This window comes from Streptomyces sp. NPDC020490, from assembly GCF_044335305.1.
Classification (GTDB): Bacteria; Actinomycetota; Actinomycetes; order Streptomycetales; family Streptomycetaceae; genus Streptomyces.
On sequence record NZ_JBIRUY010000018.1, the window covers coordinates 64,666 to 81,505 of the forward strand.

Below are 16,840 nucleotides of genomic sequence, written 5' to 3' on the forward strand. Positions count from 1 at the left end.
ACGTCGGCTCCGAAGACGTTTGCCACCGGGAGCAGCCGCCTTCCGGGACCCAGGGGAGTCACCCATGTTCACCCGCAGATCTTCTGCGCTCGCCGCGCAGGCCCTGTGCACCGCAGCTCTCGCGACAGTGCTGGCCACCGCCACGCCGGCCTCGGCGCAGACGACCGTCGACTGCAGCGAGACCGCTCTGTCCACCGCGATCGACAATGCCAACTCCACCGGCGACGACACCCTCCTCCTCAGTCCGGGCTGCGTCTATACCCTGACCGCACCGCTGCCGACGATCACCGGCAATCTCGTCATCGACGGCAACCACAGCACCATCACCCGTTCGTCCGCTACCCGCTTCGGAATCCTCAGGGTGGGCGCGGGCGGCAATCTCACCGTTCATGACGTGGCCCTCACGAACGGGGACGCGCCCGATTTCGGCGGCGGTATCGCCAACTACGGTCGACTGACCGTCATCCGCAGCATCATCCGCGACAACCACGCCAACTACTCGGGCGGCATCGGCGGGGTGCCGGGGACGACGACGCGGATCGAGAGCACCTCCATCACCGGCAACACCGCCAACATCAACGGCGGCGGCGTCGCCAACGACGGCGACATGACCATCGTCGGCAGCCGTGTCATCGGCAACACCGCCGTCACCGGCGTCGGCGGAGGCGCGGCCAACGACGGCACGCTGCAGATCGTGCGGAGCAACGTCAACGAGAACCGGGCCCGCCGCGCCGGAGGCGTCGCCAATGTCGGCGGTGGCAGCACCACCATCACCGACACCAACGTCAACAACAACACGGCCACCGTGGCCGCGCCGGGCGGTGTGCTGAACACGGGCGGAACCGTCGTACTGAACTCCAGCCGGGTCAGGGGCAACCAGCCCACCAACTGCGCCGGCAGCGACATCCCCGTCCCGAACTGCGTGGGCTGACGCAAACCCGGTCGCGGGTTGGCATCCGCCGCCCCGACAGAGTGACACCGGTCAGGTGCCCGACCCGCTTCCGCGGGCCGGGCACCTGACCGGTTCTTGTCGCTGCTCCGGGAGGAGGACACGGTCGTGGTCAGACCGCGCCGGTGTCCGTCCGCGAGTCAGGGGGCCGGACGGCCGGTGCGGGTGCCGTGGGTTCTCGCGCGGGGCAGCCTCAGCGCCAGTAGGAGGCCGATGAGGGCCAGGGTGGCCATGGCGAGGGAGGCGGCGGTCAGGGCCTGGCCTCTGGCCCGGGTGTTGATGCGTACGAGTTCGTCGGCCTCCGCGCCCGTGACGCCCCGGGACTCGGCCTTCGCGCGTACCTCGTCGTCGGAGGCGGCGGTGATCTGGACCTGGTGTTCGAGGGTCTGCTGGACGTACTGCTTCTGGCCGGAGGACAGGACCGTGCTGGCGTTCGTGCCCACCTCGAAGGCGAACAGCAGCGAGGTGGTCATCAACGCGCCGGCGAGCGCGACTCCGAAGGAGCTGCCGAGGTAGCCGGCGGTGCGGCTGAGGCCCGTCACGTCGCTCACCTGCTCCGGCGGGGAGGCCGACTGGACGAGGTCGGTCGCCGTCGTGGCCAGGCCCCGGCCGATGCCGACGAGGAGGAGACCCGGGGCCAGCGCCAGGCCGATGGCCGGCACCTCCCGCAGATGCGGGTCGAACATGACGGCGACGGCGACGCAGCCGCCGGCCATGGAGACGAACGCCCAGATCTGGGCCGTACGGTGGGTCATCCGGCCGTTCCCGACGAGTGCGGCGCCCACCGGGGCCGCCGCCATCAGGCCCACCGGCACCGCGATCAGCGTGACTCCGCTGCCCAGCGCGTCGAACCCGGCCGTCGTCTGCAGGAAGACCGGCACCAGGAAGTACATGCCGGTGGGCACCAGGATCTGCATGACCATGGTCAGGGTCCCGGCCCGGATCGTGCGGTTGCGCAGCACCGACAGCCGTACCAGCGGGTCCCTGCCGTGCTTGATCAGGTGCCGCTCCCATACGGCGAACACGACCAGGACCACCAGCCCGGCGCCGGCGAACAGGGGCACGGGGGACACCTGGCCGCGGTGGAGCACGGTGGTGCCGAAGACCTCGAAGTCCTCCCGGGCCTCGATCAGGCCGTATCGGCTCCCCAGCAGGGTCGCGACGACCAGCAGCCCGAAGCCGACTGCGGACAGCACCGCTCCCAGGACGTCGAAGCGCTGTCCGGGGCGCGCCGGGAAGCGCCCGGGGCTCACCCTCCACCGCATGAGCACCAGTACGACCAGCGTGATGGCCGTCTCCAGGAGGAACGACAGCCGCCAGTCGACGTAGTTGGTGATCAGGCCGCCCACCACGGGACCGGCCCCCGACGCGACGCCCGCGATGATGCCCAGGGTCGCCAGGACTTTCGTCCGGGCGGCTCCGGTGAAGGCCTCGGTCAGCATCGACACCAGCGCCGGGAGCATCAGCGCCACGCCGATCCCCTGCAGGAGGGACCAGCCGAACAGCATGAACCGCAGCCTCGGGCCGAGGGCGGTGATCAGTGCGCCCAGGGCGAAGATCTGTCCGCCGACGACGAAGGCCCGCGCGTAGCCGTGGCGTGCGCCGAGCTTGCTGCCGGTGATCAGGCACGCGGCGACCACCAGCGCGTACAGGGACATCGCCGACTGCACGCCGGTCAGCGAGGTGTGCAGGTCCCTGACGATCGCCGACAGCGCCACGTTCATGGCGGTCGAGGTGTAGTTGATCAGGAAGCTCTCGACGCAGAGCAGGACGAGCAGCGTCCTGACATCCTGTGCGGCTCCCGCGTCGGCGTCTGCGTCTGCGCCGGTCCGCCTCGCTCTCCTTCGCCGTTTCACGGTGCCCTTCTGTCGTCCGAGCATGGGGGGCGGCGTCTCGCTCCGGTAGTCCAGGGTGCACGTCGTGCGCCGTTCGTTCCCGCGGGACGCGCCAGCGTAGGCGTCGGCGTAGGCGTCGGCGTCGCACTGGGCCGAGGTGCGGCGTTCGGCGGCGTGTGCTGAGGTGAGGTGAGGTGAGGTGAGGTGACAGGTGCCGGACACGGGGACCCGAGACGAACCCGCAGCCGCTTCCCGGAAGGGCTTCGCCCGTGCTGAGAGTGGGAACCTTCCTGACGCCCGCCGGCCGCGGCGGGCCGGGGGCGGCGCCCGCGCACCCGGAGGCCGACAGGATCCCGGCCGACGACCACGCGCTGCTCATGGAACTGCTGGCGGATCTCACGGACGTCGAGTTCCGCCACGGTCTGGACATCAGCCGGTCCTGGATCCGCAACGGCAAGGTCCACTGCGGCGACGTCTGCCTCAACGACCTCGACCTGTACCTCTGGCACGCCTGGCTGTCCCGGGACCCCGGCAGCTACGCCATGGAGGCGCTGCGCACCCTCAGCCTCGACATCCCGGTGGTCCCCGATCCGGCGCGCTTCTCGACCGGCCTCGACAAGTACCGGGCGCACCTGCGGCTGTCCCGGGCCGGCCTCCCCGTGCCCGACACGATCCTGCTCGACCGGCACGACACGGCCGCCGCCGCACCCGTCGTCGCGGAGTGGGGCCGTGCCCTGCTGAAGCCCAGGCGCGGATCCTTCGGGCAGGGGGTCCTGCTGATCGAGGACTTCGCCACCCTGCGCGACCTCGCGGACTACCTGGACAGCACCCTCGCGGCGACCACGGAGAGCGCCTTCCTCCTGGAGCGCTTCTACCCCAACGACCCCGCGGACTGGACCGGCACCACCTTCGTCAACGGCACGCTGATGTACGGCTATCGCAAGCGCGGGCACCGTTTCGCCCGGCTGTCCGCGGACGCGGTGAAGGTGTACGACGCCGAGGGGGCCGGCGGCGAGGTGGACGGCTGCGAGGTTCCCCCGGCGTACGCCCGGCTCGCGCAGCGTGCCCAGCAGGCTCTGGGCCTGCCGCTGGTCGGCTTCGACCTGATCGTGAGCGACGGGCGGCCGGTCATCGTGGACGAGAACACCTTTCCCGGCCTCTACCCCGAACTGTTCGCCGCCGCCGGGCGCTCGCTCGGCCGTGAACTCTTCGGTCTCGTCCGCGACCTCGTCGACGTCGTCAAGGAGTCGAGGAAGCGGGAGGAGACCTCGGGCGGCGTCCCGGTCAGGTCGACACTCCCATGACGATGCCCAGCAGGGTGAGCGCGAAGAAGACCGCGCCCCACACCAGCGCCTGACGAATGCAGCGGTACTTGGTCCAGGCGGTCTCCGACAGCGCCGCCAGTTGGCTCAGGTCCCGCGACACGGGGTCGGTAACGCGGACCGTCCGTTCGAGGTGCGCGGCCGACATCGCCGGCCTCGTGTCGCCGAAGTAGTGGCTGCGGGAGGAGCGGGGGTCCCCGAGCCGCGGGGTCACGGCCAGGCCGAGCAGCACGAGCGCCGGGGCGCAGGCGGCGCAGCCGACCCAGAGGAGGAGCTGCGGGACGACCGCGTACTGCCGCGGGGCGATGACGCCGCTGCCGATCGCGCCGAGCAGGGCGGTCAGGGCGGCGCCCAGGGAGGCCAGCAGCAGGCCGGCCTTGTTGTCGGCCTTGACGAGTTCCTCGCGCGCCTCGGACAGCAGGACCCTGGCGAGTGCCGCGCCCCCGTCGGACGCGGTGCGGGCGTCCGGGGGCGGTGTCGAGGCCGGAGCCGGGGCCGGAACCGGGGCCGGGGCCGGAACCGGGGCCGGGGCCGGAACCGGGGCCGGGGCCGGAACCGGGGCCGGGGCCGGGGCCGTTCCGGTGTCGCCGCCTTGCCGTGTGGTCATGCCTTCCCCGTCCTTTCCGTCGATGGCAGGTGGCCGCCCCGGCGTACGTGCGGGGCGGCCGCCGTGCTCACTGCTGTTCCTGGTGTGTGCTCCTCGTGGTACGTGCCGTTCTTGGTGCGGCGGGTGCGTCAGACCGTCGACGAGCGGCGGATCTCGTCCTCCAGCGCGTTCACCGCCTGCCGGACCCGGATGTTCATCTCCGCCGTGTGCTCGCGGAACGCCGCCTCCGACTCGGCGCGGTGGCGCCGGACCTTCTGCTCGATGGCGTCCTGGGCGATCTCGAGATCCGCCATGACCCGGCGTTCGGCGAGCCGGACCTCCTCGCTGTGGATCTTGACGGCGCTGTTGCTCTCGCTGGTGAGCATCCGGTCGTACGCCGTCTCGCCGCTCAGGTACTTCACCAGGACCGGCAGTGCGTCGAGGAGGACGAACAGCAGGCGGACGAGCCAGATGCCCATGAAGAGAACCGGGTTCCCGCTCGCCAGTTCGTCAAGCGCGCGGATTCTCTCCAGGACGCCGATCTCCTTCTGTTCGGCGCGTTCCTGGTCCAGCCGCTGCTGGATGCCGTCGGCCCGGGCCCTGAGGAACGCGCCGCGGGAGGAGGTCAGTTGGGACTCGATCTTCGAGATGCGGCTGTTCATGCCGGCCAGCCGCTGCTCGTTCTCGCTGGTGCGGTGGGTGGTCCGGTAGTCCCGTGCCTTGTCCCGCAGCCGCTCGCATTCGGACGTCCGCTGGTAGAGGCCGGTGGCGGCGATGCGGATCAGCCGGCGGCACTCGTCCCGCACCTCGGAGTCGATGGCCTCCAGCCTGGTGGTGTCCTTGTCCACCCGCTTCTGCAGGGACGCGGCGTCCGAGCGCAGGGACGCCAGTTCCTCGGCCCGTTCGCCGGGCGTCGCGCCGAAGGAGAGGACGTATCCCTTGTCGCAGCCCTCCGGCGTCACCACCGTCATGGTGGACGGCACGGGGTTGCAGCGGACCAGGTTGGTGCGCAACTCGTCGATGACGCCGGTGCGTTCGTCGGCGATGCGCTCCTCCACCGCGGTCTGGAAGATGCGCAGCACGAGCGGCTCGGCGATCACCGCGCCGAGCATCAGGGCGATCAGCAGGCGCATGAGGAGCGGGCCGAGCCGTCGCCGCGCGTTCGGCTGCGGAGTGACCAGCCAGCGGTCGAGGTTGAGCACGAACAGCATCCAGATGACCGTCGGTACGACGGCCGCGAAGGAGACCCTGCCGATCGCCTCGGTCGCGAAGTTCCACATGGAGAACGCCGCGATGACGGAGGTCCCGAGCACCACCCCGCCGAGTGCCGTGTACTTGCTCCGCTCGTACCTGATCCTGCCGAGCAGTTCCTCGTCGACGCCGGTCAGGGCGCGCAGCCGTCGCGCGGCGTCGAGGTCGACACCGGCGGAGCGACGAGAGGCGCGGGCGGAGCGACGGGAGCGGCGGGCGGCGCGGGCGGAGGGGCCGTCGTCCGGACCCCCGGTGGGCGGCGGGCCGGCGGTGGGCGGCGGGCCGGCGGTGGGCGGCAGGCCGGCGGTGGGCGGCGGGCCGGCGGTGGTCCGGGGGCGGGCGGTACGGGCGGCGGCGGCCCCGTCGATCGTCGCCCGGTCGTCCACCGTGCCGAAGGCCGCGCCGGAAGCCACGCCAGCAGCCGCACCGAAGGCCGCGCCGGAAGCCACGTCGGAAGCCGTGCCGGAAGACGTGACCGGGTTCGTCAGGAAGTCAGTCAACGAGATCGTCCTCGTCCGTGACGAAGCCGCCCCGCGGGTCGTGCGAGCCGCCCCGGCCCGGCGTCGTGCGGTCGGGGCGGGGCCGTCCCGACTCGACCATGCGGCCGTCGGCGCCGTCGCCGATGCCGATGCCGGTCAGGCCGGGCGCGGCCTGACCGGCCTGCCCGCCGGTCTCCCGCAGCACCTGTTCCAGGACCTGGTGATAGTCGACGTACTCGCTGCCGCTCATCTGCCGCAGCAGCGTCAGCACCATGTCGCGGCGCATCTGCGCCTCCGCCGTCTCCCGCGCGTGCGCGTGCGCCCGGTCCGCCGTGTCGGCCTTGTCGCGGCGGGCCGACTCCTCGTCGGCGATCCGGTGGATGCGGGCCGCCGCCTCGGTGACGTCGATCTCCTCCCGGACGATGCCGAAGGCGTCCACGTGGTCGGACCCCTGGGCGAGCAGTTCCGCGATCTGCAGCGCGTCCTGCGTCTCGAAGGCACGCTTGCCGCGCCGCAGTTCCCAGTCGCGCCGCGCGTCGCGCAGCTTCTGCTCCCAGTCCCGCAGGTCGTCCGAGGCGTGCACCTCGGCGCTGACGAACTCGACGCTCGTTCCCGCGACCCGCGGCGGCACGATCGCGCTGTAGGCGGTCATCCGGTGGGTGACCTCGGTCCGCACCGCGTTGACCTCCTCCACGCGGTGCCCGGCGCTCACCCTCGGCAGGTCGCTGTCGCCCATCAGGTAGGCGCGCAGCGGGACGGTCACGTCGATGATGCCCTGCCGGGCGATGACGGTCGGGTCGGTCACCTGGCAGGTGAACGACGCCCGCATCGTGAAGGTGTCCGCCTCGCTCACCGACGGGAGCTGTCGCTCCACCTCGACCAGGCGCGCCCGGGTGTCGACCAGGCTGACCGACGACGCCTCGAGCACGTCGGGGTGGGACGGGTCGAACACCATCCCCTCGGGGAAGGTGCGGTAGTTCCCGCCGACCCGGAAGACGTAGACCGCGCCGGGCGGCAGCGGCGGCACGTCCTCGCGGTGGCGACGCCGAGACCACCAGTTGCCCTGGACGGTGGCCAGGACGTGCTCGGCGATGACCGGGTAGTTCACTTGCTTCGGCCTCCTCGGGAGGAAGGAAAGGGAGTGGTGGATATGAGGGACCCGGCGGAGCGCCGGGGGTCGGCCGGCGGCCGGCCGCGCAGTGATCCGAGGAGCACCTGCGCGAGCCGGCGGGCGCCGGGGATCGCGTAGTCGGGGTGGCGCAGGGCGATGGACAGGTGGTGGCACAGGGCCGCCCACTGGCGCTGGTTCATGGCGTTGCGCATGGCCTCGCCGAGTCGCCCCACGGCGCCGGTGACGGACGGGTCGTCGCGCAGGTCGACGAGCGTGCGGCACAGCGCGCTGACCGCGCGGCTCCGGTTGCCGCTGTGCAGGACGTCCGCCCACAGCGCCCCGAGGTGGCGGGCGCTGTCCGGGACGCCGCGCAGCAGTGCCGCGGTGACCGGCTCGGGGGCCTCCAGCCGCGTGGCTTCCAGGAGTTGGACGGCGGTGCGCAGCGCGATCGACCGTTCGCGGGAGCCCGGCGCGGTCTTCCCGATCACCGTCCGGACGTACCGGACGGTGAACAGGGCACGCTGCGGGTCCTGTTCGGCGGTCTGCAGCAGCAGGACCAGGGAGCGGCGGGCCGAGAACGCGATCCGCTCGCCCCGCTGCGTCAGGAACCACAGCCAGTTGAGCGCCTCCAGGCGGTAGAGGGTGCCCAGGCGGCCGGTCAGCGCCATGGCCGCCGTGACGGCTCGCCGGGGACCGTTGTTGTCCACCCAGCCGACGACGATGTTCAGCGCCTGCGGGGCCAGATGCTCGGCCTCGCACATGAACTGGAGCGTCAGCGCGGCGGTCACCCGCTGGCTGATGACGCCCTCGGACCACACCTTCAGCAGGTTCTCGTCCACGTCGGCGAGCGCGTACCGGGCCAGCAGGGCGACGCCCCGGGCCACCTCCGTCCGGGTGTCCAGGTCGCCCAGCAGGGCGAGTTCGCCGAGCCACTTGCGCAGCGGGTACCAGAGCGCGTAGCCGTACAGGTCGTGCAGTTCGGCGATGACGAGTTCGCGGACGCGCGGGGAGGTGAAGACCAGGCGCCGCTCGCTGCGCATGCCGTCCCGGCCGGGGCCGGGGCGGTGTTCGGTGGTGACGATGCCCACCGCCCGGTCCCGCCAGCGGGCCCGGGACTGGTCGGCCACCGCGCCGGTCAGCAGGTCCTCGGGCGAGCCGTCGGGCTCCGCGACCGGCGTCTCACCGCTCTGCCGCCAGTTGCGCACCTGGGCGGCGAGCGCGGCGCACTGCTCCTCGAACGTCCGCTCCGGGATGCCCTCGAGGAAGGCCAGGGCGGCGAGCGGGAGCAGGTCGTCCGCCGGCGGCTGTCTGCTGAACCACTCCCGGACCCGGTCCTGGTGCCGGTCCCGCAGCATGTCCAGCGCCGCCTCCGCGCCCTCGCGCGACAGGGCCACGGCCGCGGCGACTACGTCCGCCGGACGCTGCTGCTCGCCGACCCGCCGCAGCAGTTCCCGCTCGGTGTCCGGTTCGACGACGGCGGGCGGCAGCTGCCGGGTGCAGTGCTCGAACAGCGCCACGGGGTCCGGCGCCCGCCACGGCACGCAGTGGTCCCGCAGCGCCAGCCGCCGGCGGGCCGGGTCGCCCGCCGTGATCACCAGGTACGAGCCCCGGCGGCGGAGTTCCTCGCTGAGCCGTCCCATCTCGTACGTCTGCACGGCCTCGACGTGCAGTTCGCCGACGTAGTCGAGGATGACGTAGCCCTGTTTCGGCTTGAGGTTCGGCGAGGCGGCCAGCTCGGCGAGGGCGTTGGCGGGCGACAGGCTGCGCAGTTCGGCCTGGCTGCCCAGGACCTTCCTGAGCAGGGCGAGGGCGCCCGCGCCGCGGCCGCTGCCCTCCTGCGCGGTCAGCACCACGAGAGCGTTCCGGCGCAGCTTGTCGAACGCCTCGTCGAAGCAGGGCCGCGGCGGGACGTAGACCCGCAGGGCCCGGTCCGTCTCGGCCGGTTCGATGACGCCGGGGGCGAGACCGGGCGACGCCGCTGCGCCGAACCCGAACGCCGCTCCGGAGGCGTCGACGGTGCCGTAGAAGTTGTTGTTGACGAGTTGGTGGAAGCGGCGCAGATCGTCGTAGCCGCGGTCGTCCTCCGCCCGCTCGTCCGGCTGCTGACGGTGGTCGTGGCGCGCGTCCGGGCCGCCGTTCGTGCCGCCGTCCGGGCCGTGGGACTCCTCCCCGGCCTGCGAGCCGGCGTCACCGGCGTCGTCCGGGGCGGGCGGCGCGGTGTCGTCGTCGGGGGCCGGGACCGGCGGTACGGGCGGAACGGCCGGTTCGGCGTCCGGGTCCCGGGTGTCACGGTCCCGGGTGTCACGGTCCCGGGTGTCACGGTCCCAGGTGTCAGCCACCGCCGCCTCCGAAGCCGAAGACGGCGCCGCGGGCGTCCACGTCGCCGGCGACGTTGGTGACGTTGATGTTGTCGGCCCGGTATTCGTTGCTGATGCCCGCGGCGCCCGCGGCGGCCGGCCCCGACCGGTCCGCCGCGGGCTCCCCCGGTGCCGGGGCCGCGGGCTTCCCCCTCTCCGCGGCCCCGGGCTCGTGAGAGTCGGTGGTGCGTGCGCCGGGCACGGGTACGTGCCCGGGTACGGTCACGGGCACGATGCCGGGCACGCGCAGCCACGCCTCCGCCCGGTACTCCTTCACCTGGACGGTGACACGGGTGAAGTCCTCGACGCGCAGGCTGGTGTGACCGCCCTCCACCACCGAGCGGAAGACGTCGTCGGACAGCAGCAGCACCAGGTCGGCAGCGGGGTGCGCGGCCAGGGCGTCGTAGAGCGCGGGGGCGTTCAGCAGGCGGGCGGCCGCCACCACGGCCGATCCGGCGAAGCCGTTGTCGGCGAGCTCCACGAGCCCCTGGTGGATGACGACCCGCAGCCGCATCCGGGCCTCGGGGACCCGCTGGGCGTTGTACTCGCGCAGTTCGGCGGCGAGATGGCGGACGTAGTCGTCGACCAGTCGCGGTTCCGCGCCGTCCAGGGGGCGGACGGCGAGCTGTTGGTCGCCCTTGCGCTGGATCTGCCACTGCGCGCGGTCCAGGCCGGCGCTCCTGGCCGCGCGGTCCAGCAACCGCGGCAGGTCGTGCTGGATCTCGGACTGCCTACGGTCGTTGTTGCCGCCGTAGGCCTGCGCGTCCACGGCTATACAGGTGCAGGGGTGAAACCCGGGCCACTCAACCACCCGATCATTCCTCTCTGGGCAGGCGTGCAAAGGGCAGGCACTGCCCACGAAGTGCTGTCCGAGAGGCTAGGAGAGCCCGCGCGAAGTGATCCCGTATCACTACGGGTTGTCGGCCACGACTTTGGCGAATTCAAGGAGTTTTGGAACGTCACAGATGGTTATGCTGCGGTAACTGCGCTCCACCAGCCCCATGGACGTCAGCAACGCCAGATTCTTTTCGGCCGTGTTGAGAGCGAGTCCGGCGAGGGACGCGAGTTCCTTCTGGGTGAGCGTGACGCCGAGGTCGCACCGTGTGCCGTCGCCGTCCGGGACGGGCTGGGCGTAGGCCTGGGACAGCTCGGCGAGGACGCGGGCGAGCCGGGTCAGCGAGTCGTAGGCCTGGAAGTCGATCCGCCGCCGGTTGGCCCAGCGCAGCCGGGCGCACAGCATGTGGAGGATGGCCCGCATGGCGTCCGGGTGGCGGCTGAGGAACGCCTCCAGCGCCTGCACCTGGATGATCCGCGCGGTCACGTCGCTGCACGCGATGACCGTGCCGGACCTGGGGCGCTCCTCGAAGGCCGCCATCTCGCCGACCAGGTCACCCGCGACCCGGACGGCGAGCAGCATGTCGTAACCGCTCTCCGCGCTGGCGACCACCTTCACGACGCCGCTCGTGATCAGCAGGGCGTGCCGGCTCTCGTCGCCCTGTTGCAGCAGGGTGCGGTGCGTCGGGTAGGTGATCGGGGTGCCCTGACGGAGAAGTTCTTCCCGTGTCCTGGCCTGTAACCGGCCGAGAAAAGTGGACGACGGCCACGCGTGATTCACCAGTACCCCCGACGCTTTCCCCCACGGCGCGGCAGACGCCGTTCACATGCCCGACCATGCTGCCGCCGGGTCGTGTACCGGAAAACAAAGTCGACGGAATGTGGCCTGTTTCCTTGCTTTGCAGCCGGATATGACCGAACAGGGGTCCCGTACGGAAGGGTTCGACGCCATTCGCGATCACTACTGGCGGTGGCGGGGCGTGCGCTGGCGCGGTGGGAGCGTCAGCGTGACCTGCCGGACGAGTTGCTGGAAGCACGCCAGCGACGCGACCGCGGGCAGGGCAGCTCCGGCGACTCCGGTGAAGGTCCGGTCCGCCTGGGCCACGCACAGCGTCATCGCCACGGACGAGAACAGCAGCACGATCAGCCACGAGTGCAGCGCCCGGCGCCGGTGCAGGGCGGTGCGCAGGATGGAGAGCGAGGCCACCGTCCAGGGCCCGTACACGAGGAGGGGCCACCAGGACACCGTCCCGCCGTCCGCGTCGGCCGTGATGCTCTGCAGCGGGCCGTAGGAGACGACCGCGCCGAGGATGTCGACCACCGCGACGATGACGGCGACGAAGGCGACGATCAGCAGGCTGCCGGTCTGCAGCAGCCTCGCCCGGCCGCTCTTCCGGTCCCGCGTCCTGCGGTGCCCGGCGGACGTCCGCCGGAGCGGCGGCAACTGAGCGGTGATCTTGGCCAGGTTCTGCATCGGGTCGGCGAAGTCGCCGTCCGGTGCGGACTCGTTGCGCGGGGGCGGCACACCGGCCGGCTGCTCCCCCGGCACCGCCTCCTGCAGCAGATACGCGAGTTCCTCGACCGGGTCCCAGCCCGAGTCCGGGGGCACCAGCGACACCCCCGTGTGCAGGGTGTCGCCGGGACGGCCGGGCCAGGCGGTGTCCGACTCATAGGTGCCCGCGTACGCATGGTCATCGGAATACCGTTCCCGCCGTGGGAAGGAGGGATCGGCATAGTCGTGTTCCATGAATGAAAAACCAGCCCCGTTTACGCGCGGTCTGTGTGCCGACCTGAGTCCTTCTGGACGTTCCACCGCTCGTGGAGTTCCTTCTGGGCCGCCTCCAGCAGCGTCAGGAACTCGCTGAGCAGCGAGTCGACGACCGGAAGCTCGGTCCGCGCACCGGCGTCGGCCCCGTTTCCCTGCCTCGCGCCGCGGTGAGGCAGGCCGTGGGGACTCACTTTCGTCATGTCCCGCTAACGCGGCTGCCTGTGCTCCAGATGCGCGGCAAAAGAGTGACATTGGGCGGGAAATCGCCAGTAAGAGATTTTCATCGTAAGACGTGTCATTCGGCCTCGACGGCCAACTCCGCCCACACCGTCTTGCCCACCGGCCGACGGGGCGCCGAGCCCCAGCGCACGGACAGGACGTCCACCAGCAGCAGTCCCCGGCCCGACTCACCCTCGGGGCACGACGAGGGCGGGGCCGCCGGAAGCCGCTTGCCGGCGGCCGCGTCCGACACCTCGACGCGGACCAGGCGCGCGGCCTCGTCCAGCGCGACCCGGAGGCCGAAGTCGTGCCCGGGGACCCGGCCGTGCCGCACGGCGTTCGCGGCGAGTTCGCCGACGACCAGCGCGACCGCGCACGACAGGTCGCACTCCGGCGGGTACCCCCACTCCTCCATACGCCGGACGGTGAGCCGTCGGGCAAGTCGCGCGCCTCGCGGTGAGCACGCGAACCGCTCTGCGAAGCCCGTCGTCCGCCGGGGGTCCTCCGCCGGGGTGGTCGTTGTAGTCAGCACGGCCTGTCCGTCCTTGATCCTGTCGAGCCATACGTCCCGTGCGTGCACGGATCGTCACGTTCCGCACTCAAGGGTCGTACGATCGCCCTACGCTCAACAGGTGACACAGGCTTACCTTTCAGGCCATAAGGAACGGAAGTGACGCTTTGGCCAACGGAATTGATCCCAGCGCTTCCATGGCGGCCCTGTTCGGCGCGCGGGTGCGCCGGCTCCGTACGGCGGCCGGCCTGACCCAGGCCGAACTCGGGGCGAAGACGCACGTCGTGAGCACCCGGATCACCCAGATCGAGCGGGCCTCCGGCGCGAAGCCCACGCTGGAGCTGGCGCGTGCGCTGGACGCTGCGCTCGGCGCCGACAACCTGCTGGTGGAGCTGTGGCCCTACGTGTACCGGGAGGCGTTCCCGGACTGGTCGCGGAAGTTCATGGAGTACTCGCCGCGGGCGGTCACCATCCGGCAGTACGCGGCCCACGTGGTGCCCGGCTTGTTGCAGACGGAGGACTATGCGCGGGCGGTGCTGAAAGTCGGCCGGACGCTGGGCAGCGAGGAGCAGTTGGAGGAACGGGTCGCCCTTCGCATGGGGCGACAGGAGCGGCTCGGCAGGTCGGACCGGCCGGAGCTGTGGGTGGTCCTGGACGAGGCGGTGCTCCGGCGTCCCGTCGGCGGCCGGGCAGTCATGCGGGAACAACTGGCGCGGCTGCTCACGGCCGGAGCGGAGCCTCATGTCACCGCGCAGGTACTGCCGTTCGACCAGGGTGAGCACGAGGTCATGGGCGGTTCGCTCACCGTGCTCACCATGCCGGACGGCTCGGACATCGCCTACACCGAGGGCGCGCACTACGGCCAACTCATCGAGGATCCGGACGAGGTGAAGAGTTTCGCACTCGCCTACGATCGACTGCGGGCGGCAGCCCTGCCCCCGCTCATGTCACTCGACGTGATCCGATCCGTGATGGAGGACAACCACCGTGGAGCGAATGTCCCGTCCCGATCTGAACGGCGCCGCCTGGCGCAAGAGCAGTTACAGCAATCAGGAGGGGGGCGACTGCGTGGAGGTGGCCGACGGATTCCAGGGGGCCGTCGTCCCCGTCCGTGACAGCAAGGTGCCGCACGGTCCGGCGCTGTGTTTCGACGCCGCCTCCTGGGCCGCGTTCATAGGCAAGTTGAAGGCCGGACGGCAGCCCTGACCCTCATGTCCCTCGACATGGTCCGGTCCACGATGGAGGGGAACTACCGTGGCGCGAATCTCCCGTCCCGATCTGGCCGACGCCGCCTGGCGCAGGAGCAGTTACAGCAATCAAGCGGGCGGCGACTGCGTGGAGGTGGCCGACGGATTCCGGGAGGCCGTCGTCCCCGTCCGTGACAGCAAGGTGCCGCACGGTCCGGCGCTGTGTTTCGACGCCGTCTCCTGGGCCGCGTTCATAGGCGGGTTGAAGGCCGGGGGCCACCGCCACTGAGGCGCATGCGACGCGCACCCCGCCATCGCGGGAGCGGTGGCGGGGTGCGGGTGGTTCACCGGGTGGTGAGAGGGGGCCGGCTCGTCACTTGGCCAGGAAGGCGAGCAGGGCGTCGGTGACCTCCTGGGCGTGGGTCCACAGCAGGCCGTGCGGGGCGCCCTCGATGACGGTGTAGTCGGCCTGCGGAAGCGCGCGGTGGAACGGCTCCGCGGTCGCCTCGATCGGCAGGATGCGGTCGGCGTCGCCGTGCAGGATCAGGGCCGGTACGTCGATCTTGGCGAGGTCGGCGCGGAAGTCGGTGGTCCAGGTCGACACGCAGGCCAGGGAGGCGTACCAGGAGGCGCCGGCGGCGACGTTCCAGCTGTTGCGGACCGCCTCCTCGCTGATCCGGGAGCCGAGGTTCTCGTCCAGGTTGTAGAAGTCCTGGTAGAACGCCGTGAAGTAGGCGTAGCGGTCCGCGGTGACGGCCTGCTTGATGCCCTCGAACACGCCGCCGTCGACGCCCTCGGGGTTGTCGTCGGTCTTGAGCAGGAACGGCTCCAGGGAGGCGAGGAAGGCGGCCTTGGCGATCCGGGCGGAGCCGTAGGTGCCCAGGTAGCGGCCGACCTCACCGGTGCCCATGGAGAAGCCGACGAGGACGGCGTCGTTCAGGTCGAGGGTCTCCAGGACGGTGTGGAGGTCGGCGGCGAAGGTGTCGTAGTCGTAGCCGGTGGTGGGCTGGCTGGAGCGGCCGAAGCCGCGCCGGTCGTAGGTGATGACGCGGTAGCCGGCGTCGAGGAGGGCGGCCGCCTGCTTCTCCCAGGAGTGGCCGTCGAGCGGGTAGCCGTGGATCAGCACGACCGGCCGGCCGGTGCCGTGGTCCTCGTAGTAGAGGTCGATCGGGGTGGAGTTCTCCTGGCCGACGGTGATGAAGCCCATGGTGTGTCGCTGCCTTTCGGTGTGCGTGCGGTGGTGCGGCCCTTGCCGGCCCTGACCTGGTGCGGTGCGTTGTGCGGGTGGTGCGACACCAGGAAAGGTAGCACCCCATTTAGTTGCGTGCAATTGAGTTGTGCTCAATCAATTGGCGGGGTGGCGGGTGGCCGGGGCGGGCTCGGCACCGTCCGGGGCCGGGCTGTCGGCGGGAGGCGCGGCGTCGCCGTCCTGGCCGCGGGTGGCGATCAGGGACCAGCCGATGGAGACGGTGATGGTGACGACGATGACGCCGAGGGTCAGCGGGATGGGCAGCTTGCCGACGGGGGTCTCGGACAGGATGAGCTTGACGCCGGCGAAGGCGAGCAGGACCGCGAGCCCGTAGTGCAGGTAGGTGAAGCGGCGCAGGAGCCCGGCGAGGCAGAAGTACAGGCTGCGCAGGCCGAGGACGGCGAAGGCGTTGGCGGTCCACACGATGAAGGTGTTGGTCGTGATGGCCAGGACGGCGGCGACGGAGTCGACGGCGAAGATCAGGTCGGTGGCCTCGATCGCGACCAGCGCCACGAACAGCAGCGTGGCCACGCGGCGTCCGCTGATCTTCGTGAAGAAAAGGCCGCCGTGGTACCGCGTATCGGTGGGGACGATCTTCTTGACCAGGCGGACGACGGGGTTGCGCTCGGGGTGGACTTCCGCGTCCTTGGAGACGGCCATCTTGTAGCCGGTCCAGATCAGGAACGCGCCGAACAGGTAGGCGGTCCAGAAGAACAGCTGGAGCAGTTCGGCCCCGACGAAGATGAACACCAGCCGGAAGGCGAGTGCGCCGATGACGCCCCAGAACAGGACCTTGTGCTGGTAGGCGTCCGGAACGGCGAAGAAGGAGAAGACCAGCGCGAAGACGAAGACGTTGTCGATGGACAGCGCCTTCTCGATCAGGTAGCCGGCGTAGTAGGTGGAGGACGCCTCTCCGCCCTGCCACAGCAGGAGGACCAGGCCGAAGGCGAGGCCGATGGCGATCCACACCGCGGACCAGACGGCCGCCTCCTTGAAGCCGATCACGTGGTTGTCGCGGTGGGCGATGAGGTCGACGGCGAGCATGACGGCGATGACGAGGGTGACGGCGGCCCACACCCACAGCGGGACGGTGAACGACAGACCATTCATTGGTTGATCGGCCTCCTCGGACGAGGTCGAAAGGGAGGGGCAAGAAAGGGGGCGGGTGCCGGGCCCTGGCGG

General features: G+C 71.2%; 17 protein-coding genes. 5 read left to right on the forward strand and 12 right to left on the reverse strand.

Annotation, left to right across the window (positions count from 1 at the left end):
* Positions 1 to 64: 64 nt before the first annotated feature.
* Positions 65 to 931: a hypothetical protein gene (locus tag ACH4ZX_RS20035; RefSeq protein WP_398274138.1), complete on the forward strand. Its 867-nt coding sequence runs from the start codon at positions 65 to 67 to the stop codon at positions 929 to 931.
* 158 nt (positions 932 to 1,089) lie between these two features.
* On the opposite strand, the gene ACH4ZX_RS20040 is transcribed toward ACH4ZX_RS20035, so the two are convergent.
* Positions 1,090 to 3,006: an MFS transporter gene (locus tag ACH4ZX_RS20040; protein ID WP_398274141.1), complete on the reverse strand. Its 1,917-nt coding sequence runs from the start codon at positions 3,004 to 3,006 to the stop codon at positions 1,090 to 1,092.
* A gap of 47 nt (positions 3,007 to 3,053) precedes the next feature.
* Between ACH4ZX_RS20040 and ACH4ZX_RS20045 the strand changes: the two genes are divergently transcribed.
* Positions 3,054 to 4,088 (forward strand): RimK family alpha-L-glutamate ligase, encoded by a 1,035-nt coding sequence (locus tag ACH4ZX_RS20045; protein ID WP_398274144.1) that lies wholly within the window; start codon positions 3,054 to 3,056, stop codon positions 4,086 to 4,088.
* Here ACH4ZX_RS20045 and ACH4ZX_RS20050 read toward each other — a convergent pair.
* From ACH4ZX_RS20050 to ACH4ZX_RS20090, 9 genes are all read right to left on the reverse strand, one after another.
* Entirely contained in the window at positions 4,069 to 4,713 is a 645-nt protein-coding gene (locus ACH4ZX_RS20050; protein ID WP_398274148.1) for a Pycsar system effector family protein, read from the reverse strand. The genes ACH4ZX_RS20045 and ACH4ZX_RS20050 overlap by 20 nt on opposite strands.
* A 128-nt stretch (positions 4,714 to 4,841) precedes the next feature.
* Complete coding sequence (locus ACH4ZX_RS20055) at positions 4,842 to 6,443, reverse strand: DUF4407 domain-containing protein (RefSeq protein WP_398274151.1); 1,602 nt, start codon at positions 6,441 to 6,443, stop codon at positions 4,842 to 4,844.
* Positions 6,436 to 7,530 carry a hypothetical protein gene (locus ACH4ZX_RS20060; protein WP_398274153.1) on the reverse strand — a complete coding sequence of 365 codons (1,095 nt, stop codon included), beginning with the start codon at positions 7,528 to 7,530 and terminating at the stop codon, positions 6,436 to 6,438. The genes ACH4ZX_RS20055 and ACH4ZX_RS20060 overlap by 8 nt, the downstream gene beginning before the upstream one ends.
* Positions 7,527 to 9,872 carry a hypothetical protein gene (locus ACH4ZX_RS20065; protein WP_398274156.1) on the reverse strand — a complete coding sequence of 782 codons (2,346 nt, stop codon included), beginning with the start codon at positions 9,870 to 9,872 and terminating at the stop codon, positions 7,527 to 7,529. Before ACH4ZX_RS20065 ends, ACH4ZX_RS20060 begins: the two co-directional genes overlap by 4 nt.
* Positions 9,865 to 10,659 carry a hypothetical protein gene (locus ACH4ZX_RS20070; protein WP_398274159.1) on the reverse strand — a complete coding sequence of 265 codons (795 nt, stop codon included), beginning with the start codon at positions 10,657 to 10,659 and terminating at the stop codon, positions 9,865 to 9,867. The genes ACH4ZX_RS20065 and ACH4ZX_RS20070 overlap by 8 nt, the downstream gene beginning before the upstream one ends.
* Positions 10,660 to 10,800: 141 nt before the next feature.
* Entirely contained in the window at positions 10,801 to 11,505 is a 705-nt protein-coding gene (locus ACH4ZX_RS20075) for a Crp/Fnr family transcriptional regulator (RefSeq protein WP_398274161.1), read from the reverse strand.
* A gap of 180 nt (positions 11,506 to 11,685) precedes the next feature.
* Positions 11,686 to 12,471 carry a DUF2637 domain-containing protein gene (locus ACH4ZX_RS20080; protein ID WP_398274164.1) on the reverse strand — a complete coding sequence of 262 codons (786 nt, stop codon included), beginning with the start codon at positions 12,469 to 12,471 and terminating at the stop codon, positions 11,686 to 11,688.
* Between the two features lie 20 nt (positions 12,472 to 12,491).
* Entirely contained in the window at positions 12,492 to 12,683 is a 192-nt protein-coding gene (locus tag ACH4ZX_RS20085; RefSeq protein WP_398274167.1) for a hypothetical protein, read from the reverse strand.
* A 104-nt stretch (positions 12,684 to 12,787) separates the two neighbouring features.
* Entirely contained in the window at positions 12,788 to 13,243 is a 456-nt protein-coding gene (locus ACH4ZX_RS20090) for an ATP-binding protein (RefSeq protein ID WP_398274170.1), read from the reverse strand.
* A 176-nt stretch (positions 13,244 to 13,419) separates the two neighbouring features.
* Between ACH4ZX_RS20090 and ACH4ZX_RS20095 the strand changes: the two genes are divergently transcribed.
* The 3 genes from ACH4ZX_RS20095 to ACH4ZX_RS20105 are packed head-to-tail and all read left to right on the forward strand — an operon-like array spanning position 13,420 to position 14,698.
* Positions 13,420 to 14,337 carry a Scr1 family TA system antitoxin-like transcriptional regulator gene (locus tag ACH4ZX_RS20095; RefSeq protein ID WP_398274394.1) on the forward strand — a complete coding sequence of 306 codons (918 nt, stop codon included), beginning with the start codon at positions 13,420 to 13,422 and terminating at the stop codon, positions 14,335 to 14,337.
* Entirely contained in the window at positions 14,297 to 14,428 is a 132-nt protein-coding gene (locus tag ACH4ZX_RS20100; protein WP_398274397.1) for a DUF397 domain-containing protein, read from the forward strand. The genes ACH4ZX_RS20095 and ACH4ZX_RS20100 overlap by 41 nt, the downstream gene beginning before the upstream one ends.
* A 48-nt stretch (positions 14,429 to 14,476) precedes the next feature.
* Positions 14,477 to 14,698: a DUF397 domain-containing protein gene (locus tag ACH4ZX_RS20105; protein ID WP_398274173.1), complete on the forward strand. Its 222-nt coding sequence runs from the start codon at positions 14,477 to 14,479 to the stop codon at positions 14,696 to 14,698.
* An 84-nt stretch (positions 14,699 to 14,782) separates the two neighbouring features.
* On the opposite strand, the gene ACH4ZX_RS20110 is transcribed toward ACH4ZX_RS20105, so the two are convergent.
* Together ACH4ZX_RS20110 and ACH4ZX_RS20115 are read right to left on the reverse strand one after the other, a co-directional pair.
* Positions 14,783 to 15,616 (reverse strand): alpha/beta fold hydrolase, encoded by an 834-nt coding sequence (locus ACH4ZX_RS20110; RefSeq protein ID WP_398274176.1) that lies wholly within the window; start codon positions 15,614 to 15,616, stop codon positions 14,783 to 14,785.
* Between the two features lie 138 nt (positions 15,617 to 15,754).
* On the reverse strand, positions 15,755 to 16,768 hold the full coding sequence (locus tag ACH4ZX_RS20115; protein ID WP_398274179.1) for a TerC family protein: 1,014 nt from the start codon (positions 16,766 to 16,768) through the stop codon (positions 15,755 to 15,757).
* Positions 16,769 to 16,840: the final 72 nt, after the last annotated feature.

Excerpts from the sequence above, each read along its gene's own strand:
- ACH4ZX_RS20080 (WP_398274164.1), bottom strand. The coding sequence starts at position 12,471 with ATGGAACACGACTATGCCGATCCCTCCTTCCCACGGCGGGAACGGTAT.
- ACH4ZX_RS20095 (WP_398274394.1), top strand. The coding sequence starts at position 13,420 with ATGGCGGCCCTGTTCGGCGCGCGGGTGCGCCGGCTCCGTACGGCGGCC.
- ACH4ZX_RS20115 (WP_398274179.1), bottom strand. The coding sequence starts at position 16,768 with ATGAATGGTCTGTCGTTCACCGTCCCGCTGTGGGTGTGGGCCGCCGTC.
- ACH4ZX_RS20050 (WP_398274148.1), bottom strand. The coding sequence starts at position 4,713 with ATGACCACACGGCAAGGCGGCGACACCGGAACGGCCCCGGCCCCGGCC.
- ACH4ZX_RS20035 (WP_398274138.1), top strand. The coding sequence starts at position 65 with ATGTTCACCCGCAGATCTTCTGCGCTCGCCGCGCAGGCCCTGTGCACC.
- ACH4ZX_RS20110 (WP_398274176.1), bottom strand. The coding sequence starts at position 15,616 with ATGGGCTTCATCACCGTCGGCCAGGAGAACTCCACCCCGATCGACCTC.